At 59.9% G+C, this 22,565-nt stretch carries 20 protein-coding genes; 9 read left to right on the top strand and 11 right to left on the bottom strand.

Annotated elements, in window-relative coordinates:
• Nucleotides 1–103: 103 nt before the first annotated feature.
• Genes VF694_RS14890 through VF694_RS14905 form a run of 4 tightly spaced genes read right to left on the bottom strand, consistent with a single transcriptional unit; the run spans nucleotide 104 to nucleotide 3,878 of the window.
• Complete coding sequence (locus VF694_RS14890; protein ID WP_003804428.1) at nucleotides 104–883, bottom strand: alpha/beta hydrolase; 780 nt, start codon at nucleotides 881–883, stop codon at nucleotides 104–106.
• A 6-nt stretch (nucleotides 884–889) separates the two neighbouring features.
• A complete protein-coding gene (locus VF694_RS14895) occupies nucleotides 890–2,023 on the bottom strand; it encodes an ABC transporter substrate-binding protein (protein ID WP_131071199.1) in 1,134 nt (377 codons plus the stop codon).
• 13 nt (nucleotides 2,024–2,036) lie between these two features.
• Nucleotides 2,037–2,822, bottom strand: a complete 786-nt coding sequence (locus VF694_RS14900) for an ABC transporter ATP-binding protein (protein ID WP_440164813.1) — start codon at nucleotides 2,820–2,822, stop codon at nucleotides 2,037–2,039.
• Between the two features lie 3 nt (nucleotides 2,823–2,825).
• Entirely contained in the window at nucleotides 2,826–3,878 is a 1,053-nt protein-coding gene (locus VF694_RS14905) for a FecCD family ABC transporter permease (RefSeq protein WP_003804421.1), read from the bottom strand.
• A gap of 83 nt (nucleotides 3,879–3,961) precedes the next feature.
• On the opposite strand from VF694_RS14905, the gene VF694_RS14910 reads away from it, so the two are divergent.
• The 3 genes from VF694_RS14910 to VF694_RS14920 all read left to right on the top strand — a co-directional run bounded on the left by VF694_RS14910 (nucleotide 3,962) and on the right by VF694_RS14920 (nucleotide 9,672).
• Complete coding sequence (locus VF694_RS14910) at nucleotides 3,962–4,729, top strand: alpha/beta hydrolase (protein WP_440164814.1); 768 nt, start codon at nucleotides 3,962–3,964, stop codon at nucleotides 4,727–4,729.
• Between the two features lie 374 nt (nucleotides 4,730–5,103).
• The gene (locus VF694_RS14915; RefSeq protein WP_440164816.1) at nucleotides 5,104–8,304 is read left to right on the top strand and encodes a helicase-related protein; all 3,201 of its coding nucleotides are present in this window, start codon (nucleotides 5,104–5,106) and stop codon (nucleotides 8,302–8,304) included.
• Between the two features lie 180 nt (nucleotides 8,305–8,484).
• Nucleotides 8,485–9,672, top strand: coding sequence for a multidrug effflux MFS transporter (locus VF694_RS14920; protein ID WP_003804414.1), 1,188 nt, complete (start codon nucleotides 8,485–8,487; stop codon nucleotides 9,670–9,672).
• A gap of 7 nt (nucleotides 9,673–9,679) precedes the next feature.
• Here VF694_RS14920 and VF694_RS14925 read toward each other — a convergent pair whose 3' ends face one another.
• On the bottom strand, nucleotides 9,680–10,252 hold the full coding sequence (locus VF694_RS14925; protein WP_059318479.1) for a DMT family transporter: 573 nt from the start codon (nucleotides 10,250–10,252) through the stop codon (nucleotides 9,680–9,682).
• An 89-nt stretch (nucleotides 10,253–10,341) separates the two neighbouring features.
• Here VF694_RS14925 and VF694_RS14930 point away from each other — a divergent pair, with 89 nt between their 5' ends.
• Both VF694_RS14930 and VF694_RS14935 read left to right on the top strand, forming a co-directional pair.
• Nucleotides 10,342–11,244, top strand: coding sequence for a LysR family transcriptional regulator (locus VF694_RS14930; RefSeq protein ID WP_440164859.1), 903 nt, complete (start codon nucleotides 10,342–10,344; stop codon nucleotides 11,242–11,244).
• Nucleotides 11,245–11,405: 161 nt separating this feature from the next.
• Complete coding sequence (locus VF694_RS14935; RefSeq protein ID WP_230406236.1) at nucleotides 11,406–12,380, top strand: FecR family protein; 975 nt, start codon at nucleotides 11,406–11,408, stop codon at nucleotides 12,378–12,380.
• Nucleotides 12,381–12,588: 208 nt separating this feature from the next.
• Here VF694_RS14935 and VF694_RS14940 read toward each other — a convergent pair whose 3' ends face one another.
• Nucleotides 12,589–14,148, bottom strand: coding sequence for a TerC family protein (locus VF694_RS14940; protein ID WP_059318481.1), 1,560 nt, complete (start codon nucleotides 14,146–14,148; stop codon nucleotides 12,589–12,591).
• Nucleotides 14,149–14,220: 72 nt separating this feature from the next.
• A complete protein-coding gene (locus VF694_RS14945; protein WP_153008917.1) occupies nucleotides 14,221–14,571 on the bottom strand; it encodes a hypothetical protein in 351 nt (116 codons plus the stop codon).
• A gap of 298 nt (nucleotides 14,572–14,869) precedes the next feature.
• Here VF694_RS14945 and VF694_RS14950 point away from each other — a divergent pair, with 298 nt between their 5' ends.
• From VF694_RS14950 to VF694_RS14965, 4 genes are read left to right on the top strand one after another with little or no spacing between them, the layout of a single operon-like run.
• Nucleotides 14,870–15,607: a sterol desaturase family protein gene (locus VF694_RS14950; protein WP_440164817.1), complete on the top strand. Its 738-nt coding sequence runs from the start codon at nucleotides 14,870–14,872 to the stop codon at nucleotides 15,605–15,607.
• Complete coding sequence (locus VF694_RS14955) at nucleotides 15,604–16,518, top strand: fatty acid desaturase (protein ID WP_003804385.1); 915 nt, start codon at nucleotides 15,604–15,606, stop codon at nucleotides 16,516–16,518. Before VF694_RS14950 ends, VF694_RS14955 begins: the two co-directional genes overlap by 4 nt.
• Nucleotides 16,519–16,532: 14 nt before the next feature.
• Complete coding sequence (locus tag VF694_RS14960; RefSeq protein ID WP_440164818.1) at nucleotides 16,533–18,443, top strand: iron-containing redox enzyme family protein; 1,911 nt, start codon at nucleotides 16,533–16,535, stop codon at nucleotides 18,441–18,443.
• A gap of 3 nt (nucleotides 18,444–18,446) precedes the next feature.
• Nucleotides 18,447–19,379 carry a DUF6999 family protein gene (locus tag VF694_RS14965; protein WP_440164819.1) on the top strand — a complete coding sequence of 311 codons (933 nt, stop codon included), beginning with the start codon at nucleotides 18,447–18,449 and terminating at the stop codon, nucleotides 19,377–19,379.
• Nucleotides 19,380–19,502: 123 nt separating this feature from the next.
• Here VF694_RS14965 and VF694_RS14970 read toward each other — a convergent pair whose 3' ends face one another.
• The 4 genes from VF694_RS14970 to VF694_RS14985 all read right to left on the bottom strand — a co-directional run bounded on the left by VF694_RS14970 (nucleotide 19,503) and on the right by VF694_RS14985 (nucleotide 22,565).
• Nucleotides 19,503–20,345, bottom strand: coding sequence for a branched-chain amino acid aminotransferase (locus VF694_RS14970; RefSeq protein ID WP_003804381.1), 843 nt, complete (start codon nucleotides 20,343–20,345; stop codon nucleotides 19,503–19,505).
• 131 nt (nucleotides 20,346–20,476) lie between these two features.
• Entirely contained in the window at nucleotides 20,477–21,247 is a 771-nt protein-coding gene (locus VF694_RS14975) for a fumarylacetoacetate hydrolase family protein (protein ID WP_440164821.1), read from the bottom strand.
• A 6-nt stretch (nucleotides 21,248–21,253) separates the two neighbouring features.
• A complete protein-coding gene (locus VF694_RS14980; protein ID WP_131071205.1) occupies nucleotides 21,254–21,919 on the bottom strand; it encodes an aspartate/glutamate racemase family protein in 666 nt (221 codons plus the stop codon).
• 7 nt (nucleotides 21,920–21,926) lie between these two features.
• On the bottom strand, nucleotides 21,927–22,565 hold the full coding sequence (locus VF694_RS14985; RefSeq protein ID WP_426345460.1) for a flavin reductase family protein: 639 nt from the start codon (nucleotides 22,563–22,565) through the stop codon (nucleotides 21,927–21,929).

Here is a 22,565-nt window from a genome sequence, read left to right on the forward strand (position 1 = left end):
AGTTGAGGCCTAAAACAAGGGGAGAAATGGGGGGAGTTACCCTAGGGCGGGAAAACTTGGATATGAAGTGAAAACGCGCGTCCTGCGCGCCGGGAGAACACGGCTAAGCCGCGCCACAAGCCAGTTCCAGGGCTCGTAAGGTGGCTTGTGCCAGAACGTGGCCGTGGCCGGCGCCGGGCAGAACATGCAGATTCGCCTGCATGCCTTGGGCTTGCAAGTGCGCTTGGAGTTGTCGCATGGTGGGCAGGGTAGGTACACCATTTTTGCGTCCTTCCGGGCCCGCTGCCTGAGCGCTCAGCGGATACCAGGCCTCGGAGGCACCGGCCAGAATATCCACCTGTACCGGCTTGCCCAATTGCTCCAGCAAAGTCCAGATCAGGGGATCGCGCCACCACAAGGACGGACTGGCGCACAGATAATGATGGATGGGCAGGCTCTGTTGACTAAGGGCGTACAGCACGAACAGACCCGCGTAGGAGTGGCCGTACAGGCTGATACGGGCACGGGTCAGTGCGGGCGCTACTCCTTGGGCCAAGGCCAGAGCCCTGCGCACTTGTTCGATCATGGCGGGTGCGCCACCGGCTTGCCACTCGGGAACGCGCGGATCTTCCCATAAGCCGCCGTCCGGGCCGGGCGGGGTGTAGTCCAGTGCGCGGTAACGGGTGATCTGATCGCGATCGCCTTGATAGCCCAGCGACAGAATCGCGCAGCGCTGCAAGGCGGGGTGGCCGCTTTCTTCCAGCAGTGGCAAGGTCCACTGACCATCAAGCAGGCACAGCACAGGCAGAGGGCCTTGTGCAGGCTTTCCGTCCGGCAGGCGCAACAGGACGTGATGGGGATGGCCGCCCGTGGGGGGCAGCTCCAGTGGAATCAGGCGCGACATGAAGGTTTAGGACGCGGGCTTTAGATCAATCATGTAAGTGCCTTCCATGGGCACGGTCAGAAAGCGCTGGTTTACTTCTTCCAGCGTTTTCAGGGCCGACACCCCTTCAAAGCGATCTGGATGAATCCAGCCTGCCAAGGCTTCGATGAAAATCATATGCAAGGGGGAGTCGTTGAAAGCGTGCCAGATACCGTGGCTGTTGCCGCTGCGCACGGCTGGCAAGGCCTGCAGACGGTTGCCGTCAATGATGGCCTGCAGGCTTTGACGCGCCTGATCTTCACTGACGCCCGTGCCAATGGTCAGCCCGCCGGAGGTGCTGCGCTTGCCGGCGCCTGTGCCGGTGGCCACATAAACCATCGGGGCGCGGGAGTGGATGTATTCAAAGTTCAGTTTGCCGGTAGCGCTTTTGAGTACATCCGCGCCAATATTATGGCCGCCTGCATAGCGGATCATGTCGTTGAAGGTGCCGGCGCCAGGCGAGTTGCAGCAGTCCGTGCTGCCGGCATGCGCATGCACGAAAACGGGCGGGTGATCGTCTTGGGGCAGATCCGTCAGTCGCTGGGCAACACCCTGCATGTGTTCTTCGTAAAACTGGATGAATTCCTCAGTGCGCTCCTTCTCACCAACGGCGTAACCCAGGGCGCGCAGGCTGGGCACGGTGTTCTCCAGCGGATTGACAAAGAAGTCGATGACAATGACGGGGACCTGGGCGGCGGTCAGACGCTGGATCAGGGCCGAGTCGCGCGTGTCCTGGCCGGGCGTCAGGCCGGCAAAGGCAGCGGTCAGCACCACCAGGTCGGGGCGCAGGGCCAGGGCTTGCTCTACCGAGAAGGTATCAGCCGTATGGCGTCCCACAACGGGGATGTTGGCCAGTTGCGGGTAGTGCTTCAGATAACGTTCATATTCGTTGGAAAAAGAGGTCTTGAACTCGTCCGACCAGCCCGCAATCAGCGTGGCCGGTTCGGGGTGAACCAGCGCCAGCACCGGAAAGTGTCGGGCCTGAGTCAGCACAATCCGTTTGGCCGGTCCGGGCAGGGTAACGGTACGGCCCATGACATCGGTGACTTCGATGGGCTGTGCGTTCACCCCCAAGGGCAGGAGCAGGCACAGCGACAGCAGCAGGTGGCGCAGGATGTTCATGGATTCTCCGAAGTCACAGCACAGGCTCTTGCAGCCCGTCGATAATGATTTGCAAGGTACCTTGCGAGCAACTTTCCACGCGGGCGCGCACGCCATAGGCCTGGGCCAGCGAGTGGGGGGTAATCACCTTGGAAGGCTCACCTTGCGCCAGCAGACCGCCGCCTTCAATCATCAGCGCGTAGTCGCTGTGGCGCAGGGCCACGTTCAGGTCATGCAGCACGATCAGGGTGATCAGATTGTTGTCGTGGGTTTCCTGGGCCAGCAGGTCCATGACATGGAACTGATAGTTCAAGTCCAGGGCGGACAGTGGCTCATCGAGCAGCAGCAAGGTGGGCTTGCGGATCAGGGCTTGCGCCAGACCGACCAGTTGTTTCTGGCCACCCGAGAGTTGGTCCAGATAGTGCATGGACAGGTGCGCAATACCCAGGCGCTGCAGGATGTGCAGGATGTGTTCATGGTCCACGTCCCGTGCATGGCCACCGGGAGCCGAGGCATTGGCAGCCACCAGTACCGATTCAAAGACGCGCAGGTGAACCGACGCGGGCAAGGACTGGGGCAGGTACACCACTTTTTGGGCCCGCTGCTCAAAGCTGGCACCGCTCAGTTCCTGGCCATCGAGCAAGACCTCGCCCGTGGTGGGCTTGAGCAGTCCTGCCAAGGACTTGAGCAGGGTGGATTTGCCGCTGCCGTTAGGACCGAGCAGGGCCACAAGCTGACCAGCTTGCAAGGGCTTGATGGTCAGCCGGGATAGAATTTCGCGTTTGCCGTAGGATAGGCTCAGATCGTGGACTTCAAGCATGGTTCACTTTATTTGGCGGCGCAGCACCACGCCCAGAAAGAAGGGCACACCCACCAGGGAGGTGACAATGCCGACCGGAATAATGATGCCGGGCACCATGTTTTTCGAGGCAATCGAGGCCAACGACAGAATCACTCCGCCCACCAGCGCGCTGCCGGGCAGGTAAAAACGGTGATCTTCACCAAACAGGCGGCGGGCAATATGCGGGGCAATCAGTCCCACAAAGCCGATGGTGCCGACAAAGGACACGGCCAGCGCGGCCAGCAGACTGATGCGCAGCAGGGACACCAGACGCAGGCGCGAAACATTGATACCAAAGCTGGCGGCGCGGTCCTCTCCCAGACGTAGGGCGGTCAGTTTCCAGGTATCGCGCAGGGACAGCGGCAAAATCAGCGCAAACACCGCCAGCATGATACCGACCTTGCCCCAGGAGGAGCGCGACAGGCTGCCCATGGTCCAGAACACCAGCCCTTGCAGGGCTTCGGCGCTGGCCACAAACTGCACCAGCGAGACCAGCGCATTGAATGAGAACACCAGCGCAATCCCAAACAACACCAGATTGGCAGTGCTCATCGCCCCCCAGCGCGCCACCGCGTCAAGCAGCAAGGCCGAAAACAGGGCAAATACAAAAGCGTTGGCCGCAATGGTCCAGGCCTGGGGAACACCGGGCAGCGACAGGTCCAGCACGATGGCCAGGGAGGCGCCAAAGGCAGCCGCCGAGGAAATGCCCAGCGTGAAGGGACTGGCCAAGGGATTATTCAGAATGGTCTGCATTTCCGCGCCTGACAGGCCCAGGGCCAGGCCAATGGCCATGGCCATGAGTGCATAAGGCAGGCGGATTTCCCAGACAATGACACGTGTGGTCGGATCGGACTGTTCCGGCTTGAACAGCGCGTGGCTGAGTTCGCCCAGGCTCAGGCCCGAGGGACCGAGCATGAAATCGGCCACAATCGAGGCCATGATGATCAGGATCAGGGCGCCCACCAGCAGCCAGCGCCGCTTGAGGATGTGTTGATAGTCGGCCAGCGCCGTGGCCGGAACAGCAGATGTGGACATTAAGTTTCTGAATGAGAACCGTTTACGCAGAAAGAAAGTATAGTTCATCGGCTACGCTTTGGCGTCATCACCGCGACTCTTTTATGCAGCTTGAACACCTAGACTATCTTTCGCCTTTGGGGCGTCATTATCGCCTGACCCTGGCCGTCCCCCTGGGCTCGGCCCCGGAAAGCGGCTGGCCGCTGGCCTGCGTGCTGGACCAGGCGCAGTTTCAGGCGGTGCTGGCCGCCGTACCCGGTGCGGCGCCTCTGTGCGGTGCGGTGCTGGGCGTGGGCTATGTCCAGGAAAATTGGCGCGAACAGGATTACACGCCCGGACCCGAGGGCGAAGCCGGGCGTGCCGATGATTTCCGGGTCTTGCTGCGCGATGTGTTTCTGCCCTGGGCGCACGGCAGGGCGCAACTGGATCCGCAACGCCGCTTGTTGTGTGGCCATTCGCTGGCCGGTTTGTTTGCCTTGCATGCGTTGGTGCACGAACCAGGCCTGTTCCAGGCCATGGCGGTATCCAGCCCTTCGGTGTGGTGGGGGGACGCCTATCTGGCCCGATTGCTGGCGCAGCCCCTGCCGCCGGCGGCCTTGACCGTCCCGGTGTCGATCACGGTCGGCGAATACGAACAGCGCCTGGGACCGGCCGAAGAGGCCCTGCCGGAACCGGCCCGCGAGCAGCGGCGTCAGCGTCTGCTGGAGCGCCGCATGGTCGATGGCGCGCGCGAGCTGGCGCGGGAGCTGGCTCAGCATCAGGGTGGGGAACCGCGCTTTCGCATGATACCGGGCTGCAATCACAGCCAGTCCGGTTGGGTCGCCTTGCCGCAAGGCTGTCTGGAATGGCTGGCTGATGTGTGGCCTCGCTGATCTTGTTTAGCTGAGCCGCTGTTTTGCTGCTGCGCTTGGCGAGGGCGCCGTGCTTGATGCCTTGTGCAAGCCGTCGTTCCCACGCGAAGGAAGGCAGTGTGACGGTTTCCTCGAGGCGGACCGCGGATGTGATTGGCTCTGCGCCATCTGCTGCGAGCCCAGTTTACTTTCTTTGCCTGCTTTGACTCGTTTGCTTGATGATTGTGGGCGGGGATTGTCCTATGTTTTCTTGCCCTCAATGACGTTTATTACGGTGATTGCCTGTATTCTCTGAACGTCCTAGAGCAGACCCGTATAATGCTGCTCATGCTTGCTGGAACCGGCTTTTCTGCCTTTCTCGTTCTCTTCTTCCCGTATTTTCAGGTCCCCGCCCTATGGCTGCGCGTCGCGCTTCGTCCGTTTCCGATTCTCCCGTCCCCACTCAAGCGGGCATGCTGCTCCATCCTCAATGGCTGGACTACCCGCGCCTGGAAGGCGTGGCTCGTCAGGTCGCCAAGAAAGCGCGTTATCAGGACCGGTCAGGCATACGGCGGATATGGCTGAAAGCCTGGCGCCTGCCGCAGGATGCCGCTTTTTTCAATCAGATCATCGCTGCCGAACTGGGTTTGAAGGATGCGGACCAGCGTCTGGCGTCCCAAGGGGTGCCCGAGCTTGTGATTGGCATCTTGCGCTTGCTCTATCAGATGAGCGTGGACAAGCTGGAAGCGGATGCGTATGAAGCCTTGCGTGAGCAACTGCTTGAACAGCGCGGCCGCTTGGCCGGGGCGATCGCGTCCCAGTCTTTGCCCTTGAGCGAGAACTGGCCGGAAGCTGAGCGTGGACCACGTTTGCAAGCGCTGCTGCAGGCCTGGCAGAGCTTGCCCTTGGCACAAACCTATTTGTGGCAGTTACAGGCTGAACAGCGCGACCGCGAGCAGCGTAGTCAGCGCTGGGAGCAGGCCCAGAAAGAACGTGAACAGGCGCGGCAAAAAGAACAAAGCGACAAGCAGCGCAAGTTCGATCACGCACAGGAGCGTTTGACGGCATGGTTAAAAGAGCAGGGTTGCGAGCCGCAACGCATTACCCTGGAGGCTTTTGAGGGCCTGCAAGCCGGTGAGCCTGCTCATTGGTTCCTGACGGTGTATGGCCGTAATGCCAGCGCCGCTGTGTTGACCCAGGAATTCAAGCTGGATGCCCAGCAGCAGGAGTTTCTGTTGCAGGCACAAGCCCAGCGTCAGGAACGTCAGCGTGAGCAGCGCCAGCAACGTTGGGCTTGGGAGCAGGAGTGTATCGGTTCCGAAGAAACCATGGCCTTGCTGGGGATTACCCGTCAGGAGTATGAGCTGTGGCTGGCGGACCGCCGTTTGCCCAGTACCAAGCTGGAAGTGCGCAGCGCAGCCGCTGGAGGGCGTGACCGCGTCGCCCATCATCCGGATTTACTGGCTGCGATAGATCAAAGCCAGATTGAGCAATGGCGAGAACAGCACGCCAGTACCCTGAGCAATCGTGAACGAGCGCAGTATCAGCGAGCCGCTGACCGCGCCCGCACGCAATGGCGTCAGCAACAAGTACTGAACCGGATCAGGACGCAGGAAGCGTGCGATTACGAGCTCGACCCGGAAGATCCGTTACGTCTGTGGTGGCACAAGGATGTGTGGCTGGCGGTGAATGTGCCCGTAGCGGGCGAGCGTCAGCATTGGCGCGCCAATGTACGCATGCAGGCGGCTGTGCCTTTGCCGCGTACCGGCTCGGAGCTGGATCGTCTGCCGGCGCGCGTGGCGGTCTTGTTCAATACGGCGGCTCAAAACCGTCTCTCCCAGCGTCTGGAAGATTCGCTGGATGCGTTTTTGCAAACCCAGCGCCCCCTGATTGATGGCTCGTCGTTTCTGGAACTGGCCAAGGCCTTGCGCATGGCCTTGGAAGAGGGCATCGAGCAAAAGGAAATCGAGGCCGGAGATTTTGAGAAGCGTCTGCTCAATGGCCCGGTGCGCCGCATTCTGGAGAGTGTGGAGCAGCAGCGTGCCCAGGACTTGATGCGTCTGGGCGATTTCCCGGAAATGTTCAGTCTGGCTCGTGGCATACGACGTCACCTGGTGTTTCGTTTGGGGCCGACCAATTCGGGCAAGACTCACGAGGCCCTGGAAGCGTTGATGGAGGCCCGCTCGGGGGTTTACCTTGCGCCCTTGCGCCTGCTGGCCATGGAAGTGCGCGATCGCTTGATGAATGCGGGCATCCCCTGCAATCTGGTGACGGGCGAGGAGCGCGTGATGGTGCCCGGCGCCCAGCACACCGCCTGCACGGTCGAGATGATGGACCCCACGATGGAAGTGCGCGTGGCCGTCCTGGACGAGATTCAAATGCTGCAAGACGAGCAGCGTGGCTGGGCCTGGACGGCAGCCTTGGTCGGTGTTCCGGCCCGTACCCTGTTTGTGTGTGGCGATGCCTCGGTGTTGCGCCCTTGTGAGCGGCTGGTGCGCTCCATGGAAGAGACCATGGAGCTGGAATTTACCGAACGCAAGACGCCACTGGAAGTGATGCCTTATCCGGTTGAGCCACCGCCCGCCACGGGCAGACAAGGGCGTCAACCTGCCGCCTGGCGTGGCCGCAAGGATCGTCAGCGTGAAGCGCAGGGAGTGTCCAAGGGCGATGCGGTGGTGGCCTTCACCCGTAAAGATGTGTTGACCTTGAGTGCCCGCTACCGCGCCCAAGGCTGGAAAGTGGCCACGATCTATGGTGCGCTGGCTCCGGAAGTGCGCCGTACCGAGTCCGAGCGCTTTTCCCAAGGCGAGGCCGATGTGCTGGTGGCGACCGATGCGATCGGCATGGGTCTGAACCTGCCGATTCGCCGTGTGCTGTTCTCCACGGTGCACAAGTTTGATGGCCGCTCCATGCGCGTCCTGAACGCCACCGAAATCCGCCAGATTGCCGGCCGTGCCGGCCGCTACGGTCTGTACCCCAAAGGGTATGTGGGGGCGATGGACCAGCAGGACTTGAACCACATCCGTACGCAACTGCAAACTGAGGCACCCAGTGTGGATCTGCGTTTGCCCATCGCGCCCAGCCCCGAGCATGTCCAGGCGCTGGCGGCTTTGCTGGATAACAACAATATTGGCGCGGTGTTGCAGTATTTTGCCCAGAAGGTGGCCTCAGACAGTCCTTTGTTCCAGACGGCCGGCCTGAAAGATGCCATCGAGCTGGGTTTTTGGGTGGACCGCCTGGCACCGAAACTGGAGTTGCGCGAGAAGTTCACCTTTGCCTGTGCGCCGGTCTCGGTGGATAAAGATACCGAGCTGGATTATTTCAAACGTTGCCTGTCGGCCTATGTGGCGCAACGGCCGATGGCCCTGCCCCCGGCGCCCTCCTGGCTGAAGTCGGCCAGTCCCTCGCGTCTGGAGGATGCCGAATTGTTGAGCAAGCAGATCAGTCTGTACGCCTGGTTCAGCATGAAGTTTCCACAGGTGTTCGACCAAGGGCCCTGGCTGCCGGAAGTGCGCTCTCAAGTCAGCCGCTTTATTGAACGCAGTCTTTTGCACCAAAGCGGCTTTGGGCAGACCAGCCGCGAGGCGTTTGGAACACCCTCGCCCGGCAAGCGCTGAACCGGTTGTTAATCCCGGTGTCAGCGCGTTGGCCCGGGCGCCTCCCAGGGATTCGATCCTGTCTGGGGCGTTTGATACACTATGCTCCGTACGGAGGTGTCCGTACGGTCCGGTTAAGGGGTACCATGCCCCTATCCCTGCGCTGTTGTCTGGCGCCCTCCCTGTTTTCCAAAGCTATCTATGAATTACCGCAAGCTGACCTTGGTGTTGGCGGCGTTGGCGATGCTAGGGCCTTTTGCTACCGATGCCTATCTGCCGTCCTTTCACCGCATTGGTGTCGAATTTTCTGTTGACCAGTCAATGGTTCAGCAGACCTTAAGTCTGTATCTGTTCGGTTTTGCTTTCATGAGCCTGTTCTGGGGCATGTTGTCTGACAGTTTTGGACGTCGCCCCGTGATTTTGGCCTCCCTGATCCTGTTTCTGATCGGTTCGATTGGCTCTGCACTGGCCCCCAGTTTTTCCTGGCTGCTGTTTTTCCGTATGGTGCAAGGCTGTTCAGCAGGAGCGGGCCGGGTGGTAGGCCAGGCCCTGGCACGAGACTGTGTGCAGGGCGTCACGGCCCAGCGTTTGTTTGCCCATATCACGATGGTGTTCAGCCTAGCTCCGGCGATTGCTCCCGTGTTGGGCGGCTACTTAAGCAGCTACTCGGGCTGGCGCTCGGTATTTTGGATGCTCACGGTGCTGAGCGTCGCGCTGATCGCCGTGTGTTGGCGCCAGTTGCCTGAAACCTTGCCCGTGGCCTCCCGTCAGCCCTTGAAGTTGGGGGTTATTCTGGCTAATTACGTGCGCGCTTTGAGCAATGGCCGCTTTGTGTTGGCGATCTCGGCGATTGCCTTCGCATTTGGCGGTTTTGCCTTGTACATTTCGTCGGCAGCCAGCTTTGTGATTGGCGTATTGGGACTGACGGAGACGGCATTTGCCTGGCTGTTTCTGCCCTTTATTGGTGGCATGCTGGGTGGCTCGATAATCAATGCGCGTTTTGCCGAGAAGCTGGCCCCGGCGCGCATGATCCGCCTGGGCCTGGGCTTGATGCTGGGAGGGGCGGCATTTAACACGGTGTACAACCTGCTGTTTCAGGCAGAGGTGCCCTGGGCGGTGATGCCGATTTTTGTCTATGCCTTTGGCATGTCCATGGCCTTGCCAGGCATGACCGTGGTGACGTTGGGGACATTTCCCAGCATGCGCGGCCTGGCCTCCTCGGTACAAAGTGCCTGGCAAATGCTCTTGTTTGCTACCGTGTCCGGCGTAGTGGCCCCGCTCCTGTTTGAGAGCGGTTTGTTGCTGGCGCTGGGCATGCTGGCGGCAGCGGCCTTGTCAGCCGGTTTTTGGTGGTGCAGCCAGTTCCGTTCTCAGTGCAAGCGGGCCTGAGTCGGCTTCAGGCGCGGGGCGGCGTGTTGGTTGGCGACTCTCGGGCTATCGCCTGATTCTCTGGCAGAGCTTCGCCGTGCTCGGCTGTGGCGTCTGGGCCCGAGGCCTTGCCGGTGGGTGCCGAGGGGGTAAACCATTGCACCAGTCCCATTCCGGCCAGAATCAGCAGCACGCCCAGAATGCGGCCCATAGGTACGGGACGGGGATTCAAACCCATCAGGCCATAGTGGTCGATCAGCATGGAGCTGAGCATTTGCCCGGCCACGACGCACACAATAAAGCTGGCCGCGCCCATTCGTGGGGTCAGGATCAAGGCCGCGCTGATGTAGATCACCCCGCCAATTCCGCCCGTCCAAACCCACCAGGGCGCCTGGGCCAATTGTGCGGTCACCGGTGCGGGGGCGCGCATCAGCCAAAGCGTGGGCAGAACCAAGGCGGCGCTGATGCACAGGGACACGAGCGTGGCCCAGAGTGGGTGACCTAGCATTTTTCCCAGGACGGCATTGCTGGCAGCCTGGAACGGCACCACCGTTCCCGCAAAAACAGCCACGAACAGGCTTATCAAAGCGGTACCGGACATAGACAACTCTCCATAGAAGGTAAAACCTTATCTTGCACTATTCGTAAAACTTATTGAAATTGATAGTGCGCACAGTCATTATTCGTTCTATGGATGAGCTACGTCGTATAGACCTGAATCTGATGCTAAGCCTGCATGCCTTGTTGACGGAGCAGCATGTGACGCGTGCTGCCCATCGACTGCATAAAAGCCAACCTGCGGTCAGTCACGCCTTGGCGCACTTGCGCCAGGTGTTTAACGATCCCTTGCTGATACGTCGAGGCTCGCGGCTGGAGCTGACAGCGATGGCGCTGCAATTGCAGCGTCCCTTGGAACAGGCTTTGCAGCAGCTCAATGCTTTGCTGGATACGGGTGGCTTTGACCCGGTCAGCGAGCAACGTGAATTTCGTCTGGCCATGTCTGATTACGGTGCGCAAATCGTACTGCCCCCCCTGATGCGACGTTTACGGCAGCAGGCACCGGGGATTCGGCTGGCGGTAAGCCAGGCCAGCCGCGAGGCCATGCTGGCCCAACTCAGTGATGGTGAGATTGATCTGGCCTTTGGCGTGTTCTCGGAAATGGCGGCCAGCTTGCAGGCGCAGACTTTGTTTGATGAGCATTTGATCTGCATCGCCGATCAAGCCAGCCTGAGCGGCGGGCAGCCCCCGGGCCTGGACGAGTGGTTGCAGCGTCCACATGTGTTGCTGGCCATGCGCCCCGGCGGCGAGAGCGAGGTCGACAAGGCCTTGAGCCAGCATGGCCTGCACCGGCAGATTGTGCTTTCCTTGCCGCACTGGAGTGCAGCGGCCCAGGTGCTGGAGGGCACGGACTTGATCCTGACAGTCTCCAGTCGTAGTGCCGAGCATTTACGCGATCAGGCCAGACTGGTGTTTTTCCAGCCCCCCCTGCCCATTCCCCCCGTCTTGTTTCAGCAGGTCTGGCATCGTCGCCGCCACACTGACCCTGCCCACGCCTGGTTGCGCCAGCAGGTGATGCAGTGCTGCCAAACCTAGGCTTTACCCTTTATGACGGCCTATTGCTTGACGATAGGCCCCGCAGTTTCCGACAATTTACGCTTACCGTTGAATTTCGCTTTTTATCCGTTTAAACGACGGGATAAAACGTTTGGATGACGCTCTGCGACCGGTGTGTCGCGTTTTTTTACTCATTGTTGATGAACCCCGCTACTGCCTTGAATCTGGATGAAGACACCTTGCACAAAGAGGCACGAGCTTGGGTCAGCCGCCTGAAAACGTCCTCGCTGACCTCTCGTCAGGCTCGGGAGCTGCGCCGCTGGTGTGGCCGCAGCCCGTCCCATGCGTCCGCCTTTGCTCATGCTCGCGAACTGTGGGATGCCATGCCCCAGCATCGCGAAGACTGGCTACGTGAGGCCAAGCTGACCCAAAAACGTGGCCATCGGCCTTTGCGCCGTGCCTTGCTGGGCGGCCTGCTGCTGGGTGGCGGTTTATACCTGGTCGCCAGGCCACCGTTGCAACTGTGGCCCTCGCTGGCAGATTTGCGTGCCGATTACCGTACCGGTGCGGGTGAGCAGCGGCGCGTGCAGTTGCTCGATCATGTCTGGCTGGACATGAATACGCGCAGTCGTTTGAATGTCAGCGATGATCCACATCTGGGCCGGGTCGTGGCCTTGCTTGAGGGCGAAGTGGAAGTGCGCCAGTCCGAACGTTCGGCATCGGTCTGTACCGTGTTTGCTGGTGCCGGGTCCATTCAGACTTTTAACGGCCGCAGCAATATTCGTTATGTGAATGGCGAAACCGAGGTGACGTGTTTGTCAGGCAGCGCCCAGGTGGATTTCGGTGGACAGGGTTATCGTCTGGCGGCCGGCGAGAGGCTGGTCTACGGACGCCACACCATCAGCGCGGTGCAAACCGTTCTGGAGAAGGATTTTCCTGCCTGGCGCCAGGGCCGGCTGGTCTTTCATGAACAGCCCTTGTCCCAGGTGGTGGCCGAGCTGAACCGATATTGGGCCGGGCACGTGATTCTACGGGACGCGTCCTTGGGTTCTATCCTGGTCAGCTTCGGGGTCAGTCTGGATAATTTGTCGGAGGCGCTGGACATCTTGCAGCAGCTCTACGGTCTGGATGCAATGCGTCTTCCCGGCGGGATTGCTCTGCTAAGTCGCGCCTGATTTTGGTACGCCCCCCTTGTCCTCGTCACAACAGGGCAGCGAATGCCGGTCGCCACCGGCATTCGTGAACAACAAGAGCTACATACAGCGCAGAGGATGCCTGTCATAGGTAACAAGGCCAGGGTAATACCCTGGCCTTGTTTGCTTGCGACCTGGAGGCGTTCCTGCAGACCCGCTCCAGTACGGCCGCTGTGTAGCGTGGTCGCCCTTATTCCTGCGCTTGCTCCGCTACGTGCAAGCGGCTGACGTGTACCGTGGCGATACGACGCTGGCTGACTTCGGTAATTTCAAAGCGCAGGCCCTCAGCTTCAACGACTGTGCCCACGGTGGGCAGGGAGTCCAGACGCTCCAGCAGGAAACCGGCGACCGAGTTGAAGCTGTTGTCTTTCAGGAGCAGATCGTCTGCTTCGACCGCCTGGGCCAGCAAGAGCAGATCTATGCTGCCGTCCACCTGCCACAGGTTGGGGCCGATCTGCTGGATGGCAGGCTGCTCGTCCTCGTCCGGGAACTCGCCGGCAATCGCTTCCAGAATGTCGATGGGTGTCAGCAAGCCCTCAATGGCGCCGTACTCGTCAGTGACCAGCACGAATTGGCCGTTGGACTGCTTTAGCATGGCAATCGCGCTCAGCACATCGGTGTGCTCGTGCACGATGATGGGTTCACGCAGATCCGGCCACAGCTTGACCTGTGGGTACTCGTCCAGATCCGCCAGCAGGTCCTTGGCGCGCGCTACACCGACGACCTGGTCCAGATCTCCCTGACAGACGGGCAAAAAGCTGTGGGGGGTCGCGCGCAACTGTTGACGCAAGGTGTCGGTGGTGTCTTCGATGTTCAGCCAGGTGATTTCCTGGCGAGGGGTCATCAGCGAGCGGATGGGGCGTTCGGCCAGACTGAGTACACCGCTGACCATATTGCGCTCTTCGGTGCGGAAGGTCTGTTCATCCAGATCCGGCTGGCCCTCGCTGCCACTTTCATCCTTGTCTTCATGCTTGCGGTTGCTGAGCATGCGCAGCACGGCCTCGGCGGTACGGTCACGCAAAGGGCGGCGCGACTCCGAACGCAGCAGGCTGCGGCGGGCAATCTGGTTGAAGAACTCGATCAGGATGGAAAAGCCAATAGCGGCGTACAGATAACCTTTCGGGATCTTGAAGCCCAGGCCTTCGGCGGTCAGCGTCAGACCAATCATCAGCAAGAAGCTCAAGCACAGCACCACCACGGTGGGGTGATTGTTCACGAAGGTGGTCAGTGGTTTGGAGGCCCAGATCATCAAACCGATGGAGATGATAACGGCCGTCATCATGACAGGCAGTTCGTCCACCATACCCACGGCGGTAATCACCGCATCCAGGGAGAACACGGCATCCAGCACCACAATTTGCGCCACCACCACACCAAAGCTGGCGTAAGCCTTGTTGGTGCTGGCGTGGTGACTGCCGCCTTCCAGACGCTCATGCAGCTCGCTGGTGGCCTTGAACAGCAGGAACAGGCCACCCAGCAGCAAGATCAGGTCGCGCCCCGAGAAACTGAGCGGGCCAATGGAGAACAGCGGCGTGGTCAGGGTAACCAGCCAGGAGACGATGGTCAGCAGACCCAGACGCATGATCAGCGCCAGAGACAGGCCGATCAGGCGAGCACGGTCACGCTGATGCGGGGGAAGTTTATCGGCCAGAATCGCGATAAAGATCAGGTTGTCGATGCCGAGAACAATCTCCAGCACCACCAGAGTTAATAAGCCGACCCATATGCTGGGATCGAGTAGCCATTCCATGATGTTGTCCTGTTAGACAGAGAAATAAGTGCAAAAACGCAAAACAAGCAGGGCGCAGGGGCGCGTCAGGAGTCAGACTCGTGGTGGACGATGCTCGGGGGCGAATTCGCAGCAAATAGCGGGCAGGGAATAAGGCGGGCAAGCCGAAGGCCAGGCATGCAGCCAGAACGACTGAACCGGGCAGGGCAAAGGGGTATCCGCATGGTCAGCGTACTGTTGCATGGGCGTATGCGCCAAAATGGCGCTGAGCTGCTGCAAAGGATGCTTTCCGGATTTGACTCGGTGGTCCACAGGCTCGGCCGCATCCGATTCGTGTTGAGCGAATAAGGCGGACTGACCACCTTGCACGGTTGCGTGGTAGTGAGAGCTGTAAGCCTGCAGGGGTAGGACGAGAAGTAAGACGACGACGAACCAACGTCTCATGGTGTCTAGGGAAAGTCTGTGACGACTCAGTATATCGTATGCGGACAAGTTCAAGGCAAGCGCAAGATCAAGTTCTGCTGTGTTGTGTATTCCTCACACAGGCGCCCTGGGTGAGTACCGGCTTCTCAATGGCACTGCCACGGAGCAAAAGTACACGGCTGTTGTTCCCGCGCCGGGCTGCTGCAAGTCGGCCTGGCGTGGGCCGCCTGGACGGCGGCAAGCAATTAGTAACTAAATTAACAAACGTGATTTTTCTGACCGCGCTAGCATTAGCACATTTTGTTACGTAGAGAGTGGAATGGGGCAGGCTTTTCAGGCCTTGAGCGTCTGGCAGGTAATGGGCGTGGGCTTATTGTTTTTCGGCGGCATCTACCTGCTGTTTGCACTGGTAACCCTGGCGCTGACACGATGGCTCTTGCCGGCTTTGGGCTGGGGGCGTCCTCTCGATACGCGTCCGTTGCGGCCCGGTCAACTGCGCCGGGAACTGAAGCAGTCGGGATCGGCCATTCTGATTTTCGGCCTGGGCATGGTGTTCCCCTGGGGGCTGCTGCAATTGGGCTGGGCGCGGTTGACGCCGGACGCCAGCGCCACCCGCATTGCCTTGGAAATCCTGGCCCTGATGATCTGGAACGATGTGCATTTCTGGGTGAATCACCGTTTGCTGCACACGCGTTGGTTGCGTCGTTATCATGGCCCGCATCATTCTTCTGTGGTGGTGACGCCGTTTTCCACCTACAGCTTTCACCCGCTTGAATCTCTGATGCTGGGCAATGTGATTCTGTTGCCGATGGTTGTGCATGATTTCAGCTTCTGGTCGCTCTTGTCGGTGCCCCTGTTCAGCCTGTTTTTCAATTGCATAGGCCACTCCAATTACGATTTTTTCCCCCATGTCTCCAGCCGGAACTGGTTGGCCGCCAGTCGTCGTCACCAGCGTCATCATGCCCAGTACAACGGGAACTATGGGTTTCAGTTCAGTTTCATGGACCGCCTGTTTGGCACGCGCCTGCCTGATCGCCCCGAGGAGGCGCGGGGATGAGTGCTGCGTGGCGTTTACGTCACCCGCGTGACTGGCAAAGCCTGCTGTACCTGATTGTCTACCCGGTCGTGGTGGTCGCGCTGTGGCGGGGTGGCTTCTCCTGGATTCTGTATGGCTTGCTGCTGTTTTTGACACTGGGTATGGGTGTCATCAACCACAATCATCATCATGTGCGCATGTGGCGAGGCCGTCTGCCCAATCGCCTGACGGATTTCTGGCTGACCCTGTTACAGGGCCATCCCGCTTGCGTGTTCTGGCCGGCGCATGGCTGCAATCATCATCGCTATAAACATGGACAAAAAGACGTGGCTCGTACCTACCGCTTCTGGCGTGGCGATACCAACGACGCGCTGGGCTGGTTGATGCACCCCTTTGAAGCCGTGCTTGCGCTGTATCCGGCAATTTATGCCTGGCTGGGCCGCCTGCGCCGACACTGGCCGGGTGTCTGGGGCTATTGCCTGGCGCAGTACGGACTGTGGCTGGGGAGTTGGACGCTTGCCCTGGCCCTGGACCCAGTCAAGGGTTTTTTATACGTCATCGTGCCGCAGCTGCATGGTTTGCACTGGCTCTTGACCACCAATTATCTGCAGCATGCCCATGCCGATGGCAGTCATCAGGCCCATCAGGGCGGTCAATTGAGCTACGCGCGCAATTTTGAGGGGCTGGTCAACCCCTTGCTTTTTAATATCGGCCTGCATGTGGCCCACCATGAGCATTCGCGTGCGCATTGGTCGGAGCTGAAGCGGCTGCACGATACCGAATACCGAGCCCGCACCCCCGAGACCTTGAATGAAGGGGGGCTGGTGCCCTATATGCTGCGTGTTTTTGTGTTGGGTCTGTTCGTGCCCCGCTACCGCAGTCAAACCATGAACGCCGTGGGCCAGACAACGCATTGGCGTGATGGCGTGTAATCAGGAGTAGTGTTATGCCCGTGGCCTTTGATCAGGTCGTGATTCATCAGGCTCAGTGGTTTATGCCCGGCGAGCCGGTCGACAACGCCGCAATGGACAAGTTTATCGCCCCGCTGAACCGTATTTCAGGGCGCATCAAGCAGCGCATTCTGGCCGAAAACGGTATTGCGCAGCGCTATTACGCCATTGGGGAGGATGGCAGTACGCGCTGGAGCAATGCCACCATGGCCGCTAATGCCGTGCGGGCCTGCCTGGAGCAGGCAGGTTTGACCATGGCGGATGTGGGCCTGCTGGCCAGCGGGTCCTCGGGCGGGGACTTGCTGATGCCCGGTTTTGCCAATGCCATTCAGGGAGAGCTGGCGGCCCCGCCCCTGGAAGTGCATTCCGTTCACGGGATCTGTGCCGCGGGTGTCACGGCGCTGCAGGCTGTTGCCCAAGGGATTGAGCTGGGCACACACCGTCACGGTGTGGCAGTAGCCAGTGAAATGCCCTCGCGCTTGTTCCGCCGTTCGCGCTTTGCGTCACAAGATTATCAGGCAGATTTTGACTCCCATTTTTTGCGCTGGATGTTATCCGATGGCGCGGGAGCTGCGTTACTCAGCCACCAGGATCAGATTCTGCCTACCACGCAGGCCGGTGTGCGTTTGCGTTTGCGCTGGATTCATCAAAAATCCTTTTCCGGCGATTATCCCGTATGCATGCAGCTGGGCGCGGCGCGTGATTCGACGCGCAGCCATCTGGATTACGACTCCTGGTCTCAGGCGGAGCAGGATGGCGCCTTGTCCTTGCGTCAGGATATCCGTTTGCTGCCTCATTTGTTCGATATCGGAATTCACGAATACGTAAAACTGGTGCGAGACGGTTGGGTTGACCCTGAGCGCATCAGCCATTTCCTGTGCCATTACTCGTCCGAGAAGTTCCTGCCCGTGGTGGCGGACTTGCTGGAGCAGGCAGGCCTGGGTATTCCTGCCGAGCGCTGGTACAGCAATTTGCGCTGGCGCGGTAATACGGGCGCAGCCTCGATTCTGATCATGCTGGCCGAGTTCATGCGCGATCGGACCTTGACGCCCGGCGAACAAATCCTGTGCTACGTGCCCGAGTCGGGTCGCTTCATGACGGCCTACATGCTGCTGGAAGTGGAGGCCTGCGATGCACCGGCCCCCGCCGTGTCCTACCCGTCTGCCAAGCAGGCGGCGTTGGCGTCCTGCGATCTGGTGGACATCGCTCCCCCGCACGACCCTGCCACGGCCCCACAAGGTTTGCGCGACTTGTTGACGCAATTGGCCCCTATCTGGCATGACTATCGTTCGCAAGTGTGGCGTACGCCTTTGCTGCGCAGCCTGCACGACGGCTCTATCCGGATGCAGGATTATCAGAAATGGATGGCCGACTGGATTCCCCAAGTACGGGAAGGGGCTAAATGGATGCGTGAAGCCTGCGACTCCTTATCGCCCGCCTACGCGCCCTTGGCAGAGCTGATTCGCCTGCATGCTGGCGAAGAGCAGGATGATTTCAACATTCTGTTCGAGGACTACCGGCACGCAGGCGGTACCGCTACCGAGATAGAGCAATTGACGCGTAATCCAGGCGGTCAGGCGCTGAATTCCTATTTGCATGCTCTGGCGGCCAGCCAGGACCCGATTGGCTTGCTGGGCGCGATCTACATTATTGAAGGTACCGGTCAGCGCATTGTGCCGGCCTTACTTCCCTTGCTCAAATCCGCGTTGTCGCTGGAGCCGGATATGTACCGCTTCCTGCACTATCACGGCATGAATGACGAGCATCATCTGGCCCGATGGCTGGTGGCGGTGGAATTGGCCCTGGACTGCGATGAAACAGGCCGTGCCGAGCAGATTATTATTGACACCGCGCGTCGTACCGCCGCCTTGTATCTGATGCAGTTCCAATACGCGAAAGAGTATTAAGACATGGACCCCATCCCGGATTTTTTAAGCAAACCGCATGACCCGCAGGACCCCAATCCCTGGCGGGCCCTGTATCTGGATCGCAGCACCCCCTTGCCAGACGAGGTCAAGCAGGCCTGGCTGACTGATTCCAGCTCGTCCTCGCGCCAGTATTTGTTGCCGTTTTTGCGGCCCCTGGCCCGTTTGACGATTGTGCTGATTCAGGTCGTTAAAACCTTTTTGCCGCGCAAATGGTCGCACTCGGGCCTGCTGCACCGCATTTTGGTGTGGGGCCTCAAGCGTTTTGTTTCGCCTCAGGCAAACTGGCTGATCTTGCGACACTTTCACCTGGGCTCACAGGTGCTGGCTTTTATTGCCGCCAACTCCCCCACCTCGGTGCCGACCACGCCGCTCACGCCCATGAATCTGGACGAATTGCGGGATCACACCTTTGTGAAGCACGATTTGAACCTGTTCAATTTCGTCATCCGTCTCAATCAGGCGTTGCGGGACAATCATCAGGAAATTGGCCCGCCGGAGCGGGTGGATTTTTCCATGATTCAGCCCGTGCCCCTGGTCTTGGAGGATATGCCCCAAGGTCCCTTGAACAAGGTGGACCTGCAAAGTGCCATCGAACTGTTCACGCCCTTGTATCAGTTGCTGCTGACCGATAACGACTTCTGGCGCGCGGCCAACTCCCTGCAGCTGGATGAGACCATTGGCATTTACGCGGCCAAGATCCTGCAGGCTCCTGAGCACCTGATTCTGGTGAACAATGGCCACCCTCTGGTGCCCATGTCGACCTTGCGAGCTGGCTACCGCCTGGTGCTGCACGGTCTGTCCACCGAGATGCTGCATAGCTTGCTCCATCAGATGAAGCAGGCGCAGGCGCTGCAGGAAAGTGCCCCGGTCGCCAATGAGCCACTGGACCCATGCACGGTTGATTCGCAGGCTTGATTACGAAACGGCTCATGATTGAGCCGTTTTTCCAGGGGCAGAGCCTGTCCCGGACACCCAGTTGTTCAGGCTCAAGACTCATCCGCCCCCGGTGTTCGTGGGGGCGGCGAGTCTGTTCGCCCCTTAATTGCGTTCGGTATACGCCATGTACAGCTCGTGAGCACGGGTTTCAACCGGGCCACGAGCATAGTGGCGGTCGTCAATGCGATTGCAGTGCAGGACCTTGCCGTAATTGCCAGTGCTGAATACTTCATCTGCTTCCAACACGTCTTGTGGCGTCAGGCTGGCTTCCCGCACCTCCATGCCGTCATCTCGCAGCAGCTGCAGGACACGTCGGCGGGTAATGCCGTTCAGGAATGTGCCGTTCAGTTCGGGCGTCAGCACGATGCCGTCACGCACAATCCACAAATTGGCGACGGCAAACTCAGCCACTTTACCCTTGGAGTCCAGCACGATGGCGTTGTCAAAACCGCGTGCGCTGGCATCGCGCAAGATACGCTGGGTATTGGGGTACAGGCAGGACGCCTTGGCATCGGTGGGAGCCATGGAGGGATCGGGGCGCAGGAATTCGCTGAATGTGGCGCTAAAGCCGCTGTCGTCCGGCATGGGAGATTCAAAAATATGAATGGCCAGTTGGCTCGTTGACGGATCAGGCTGGATAAAACCGCCGGGTGCGAAATACAGCAGCTTGATGTAGTAATCCGTCGTGTGGGACAGTTTTTTCAGGCCCTCGTGTACCAGGTCGACGGTCTGTTGGGGGGTCATCACCGGTTCCATGCCCAGGGTGATGGCCGAACGGTTCAGACGCTCACAGTGCAGGTCCAGATCCGGCGTATGGCCCTGAATGGAGCGGGCACCGTCAAACACCGTCGTGGCCATCCAGAAAGCGTGGTCAGTAGCGCCAATCAAGGGGGCGCTGGTGTCGCTCCATTGACCATTGGACCAGGTGATTTCGTTTTTGCTCATGGGGCCTTTCTCCGAATGTTGGGGTGGCGGGGCGGCAATGGATCGCGCCCGTGTACTTTTTGCAGTACACATCATAGAGAGTAAAAGCCCACTTGCGGTGCTATCCGATAGGCAGGCCGCTTCCGCTGGTGTCAGGCACAGATAAAGTCCAGTTCGCCTAGCCCTTGAATGGCCGCCTGAATCCGGTCTCCGGCAGTGGCATACAGCATGGGCAGGCAAGAGCCGGTAATGATGACTTGCCCCTTTTGCAATCCACCGCCATGATGGCTGCCTTGATTTGCCAGCCAGATCAGCAGCCGCGTCAACTCGCCAGCGGGGTTTTGAGTTGGGCCTTGTAGGGGTGTTTGCTGTCCGACCTGCAAGCGCGCCCACTGCGGCTGGAGTATTGTCCTGTCCTGTGCCGCCTTACCTTGGGCTTGATAGACCAGCGCACCATGACTGGCCAGATCTGCCAAGGTGGATAGGCGGCCTACCGTATCGCGTTGCGCAAAGCGGGACTCTACGATTTCGACCGCCACGCAGACTTGGCTGACCGCCTCCCAGATCTGCTCCAGCGAGTACGGGGCGTGACTGGGTGGCAGATCCTGTCCCAGGATCAGGCCAATCTCCACTTCCATGCCTCGCAAGTCCAGATCCGTGCCGACGGGCTCTGTTGGGTTGGCATGGCGAAAGCGCAGGGGTAGGGGCGCGCAGGTAGGGGGGGCCACTGCGGTGGCTGCACCTACTTTCCAGCCGCCGATAGGACCCAACACCTCCATTTGCAGTGCCTGGACAAGGTAGGCCTGCTCAAAAGACACCGGGCGTAGCGCTTCGGGCCAGTCCTGGATGGGGCGGTGTTCGTGGCGAGCCTGGAGCAGACGCCGTGCGCTTGCCAGACCGCTCGATTCTGGAGGGGCGTTCATCGACACTTACCAGCCTAGCAAGCAACGACCCAGGGCAACGGCCACGGTAGCCTGCGTGGGTTCCACGACGGCAATCCCCAAGGCTTGCTCCAGCGCCTCTCGTTGACTGGCCATGCCCGCGCAGCCGAGTACCACCACATCAGCACCGTGCTCGTCACGCAAACGCCGGCCGACTTCTGTCAGGCCTTGCAGGGTTCTTTGCTCGTCGGCCAGTTCTGACACGCTCATATTGATGGCCAGATCGGCAGCGAGGCGGTCGGTGACGCCCATGGCCCCAAAGTAGCGCAGGTGACGCGGGATGGAGGCCTGCAATATGGAGAGCACGCCAAAGCGTTGGCCCAGCGTCAAGGCGGTCAGCACGCCGGTTTCGGCAATGCCCAATACAGGCACATCCACCGCTTCGCGCAAAGTGTACAGGCCGGGGTCGCTAAAGCAGGCCACCACATAGGCGGCGGCGTCTTCTTGGACGCTCAGGGCCTGGGCGCGCAGGTGAGGAATCAGGGTGTCAATATCGGTTTGGCTTTGTACACCCGCCGGGCCTTGGGGCAAGCGCAGGCAGGAGATGGCCGGGCCATCGGCCAGACGCAGGGGCTGGACGGCACGGTCCAGGCCATCCGTTACGATCTGGCTGGAATTGGGGTTCAGAACGTAGATATGAGGGCGACGATTCATGATGTTTTTAGGTTTGGATGGGCGGCGGCCCGTTGTGATGGCTCAGTTTTTCTGATTGAAAGCGGCCTTGCAGGCCGACATACCAGTCCGAACCATGCAGGCGCCCGATCGGGTCGTAAGCGGCTATGTCAATGCGCCCGTCAGGCGTCAGGATGGCGTCGTCGCAGTGCAGATGCAGGATTTCGCCAATGACGATATGGCGTAGCGGGCCCAGGTCCAGTGCAGTGTGCAAGCGGCATTCAAACTGCACCGGGCATTGGGCGATACGGGGCGGCTGCACTTGTGCGCTGGGGGCCAGATCCAGGCCCGCTTGCAGGTGCTCGGCCTGTCCGGTCGGGTAGGCTATGCCGCAGATATTCATGGCGTGTGCCAGTTTCGCGCTAATCAGGTTCACCACAAACTGTCCTGTTGCCAGGATGTTGCGGGTGGTGTCTTTCAGGCCATCGGCAGAGTGCGCGTCGTTTTCCAGGCCCAGCGCCAAGACGGCAGGCTCTGAGCCCATCACATTGAAAAAACTGAAAGGGGCCGTGTTCACGCGCCCCTGCCGGTCACAGGTGGTGACCAGGGCAATGGGGCGCGGCAACACGGTGTTGACCAACAAGCGGTAGCGTTCGCGTTCGCCAAGCTGATCGCAGGACCAGTCCAT

The sequence above is a fragment of the Alcaligenes sp. Lyrl_28 genome (assembly GCF_051948705.1).
GTDB lineage: Bacteria > Pseudomonadota > Gammaproteobacteria > Burkholderiales > Burkholderiaceae_B > Alcaligenes > Alcaligenes ammonioxydans.